This is a genomic window from Chthonomonas sp., assembly GCF_035294505.1.
Classification (GTDB): Bacteria; Armatimonadota; Chthonomonadetes; order Chthonomonadales; family Chthonomonadaceae; genus Chthonomonas.
Genome location: NZ_DATGKU010000030.1, coordinates 1 through 1,178 on the forward strand (window position 1 = coordinate 1; position 1,178 = coordinate 1,178).

The window sequence follows — 1,178 nt, forward strand, 5'->3', positions numbered from 1 at the left end:
GGTGGGCAACTCAAGGCCGACGCCCTTCCCCTCAGCGGCCTGTGTCGTTTCCTTCATCGCCTATCTCCCTGGCCGCTGCATCGCCGTGCGCTAGCACCTCCCGAATCGGGGGAAAGGAAGGGATAGGGGGCGAACAAGATAAGCTTATTCTGCTAACGGGCTCTAGAACCGTGAGATTGGCAGTCTCTGCAGCTTCACCCCTCGCCCCCAGAACGGATGGGAATGGAAACTCAAGATTTCTCGCCTTCGGCTCGAAATGACAGGTGTGGTATCGGCTCGAAATGACAGTTGTCTTCGGCTTGAAATGATAGGCGCATCACCGGCTCGTCAAGGCTGACGCACCCCCCCTCAAGGGTTACCCCTACGACCCTTCACTTCAACACTCCCTCTCTTGCATCTCTATTCGCCCCTTACCCTCATCTATAACTACCCTCTTAGCCCTTCCTACACCAACAAAATCTCCTAAAAAAATTTTTTCCCCACACCCATAAAACTACTTGACATACCCTACTACCCTGTGTTATACTATGATTGTCTGAACACGCTCCCCCTTCGAGCACAGACAACACAACCGCATATCCAACCTTGGCCATTCTGAGGCTCCTGAGGCGACCTCCTCTCCTTCGAGAGGCCTCCCCAGTCCTCTTGGCATAGACTAAATCTATTCCAAAACAAAGGAGACACCTTCAATGGCTAAGAACAGAAAACAACGCAAACAGCAACAAGGGCAAGGGAGTGTCCCCCCCCCCGTAGGTGGTAACGTCTCGCGACCCACCATGTCCCAACGCGGCATCCCCAGAAGACAGTTCCTCTCCTCCGCACTCGCCAGCCTCGGAGCCGCCTTCCTCGCCGGAGCTTCCCTCGAAAGCCCTCAACAAGCTCAAGCCCTCTCAACCGGTTCCCCACCCCTCCCGCCTACCCCAGGCCCCGCCCGACCGTGGCACCCGCCCGTAGGGCTTGGCATCGGCCATACCAACCTCGCCTCCGGCAACGCCCACGGAGCCTTCCCTCTCTTTGGATGGAATGGACGCGGTGGAGGGCTTGCCTTCACCCTCTTCTATAACTCCCAATCCTCCCGCACCAGCCCCTTAGGCCCCAAATGGAGCCACAGCTATCGCAGCTATCTGCTTCACGTTCCCAACACCCAAAACGTGGTGTGGGTGCAGGAGGACGGCAGC

Annotated in this window: 1 protein-coding gene; it reads left to right on the forward strand. The window is 57.1% G+C overall.

Annotated features, from left to right (window positions below):
* Window positions 1-689 precede the first annotated feature (689 nt).
* Window positions 690-1,178 (forward strand): DUF6531 domain-containing protein (locus VKV18_RS00995; protein ID WP_324202364.1); only part of this gene is annotated, 489 nt, incomplete at its 3' end.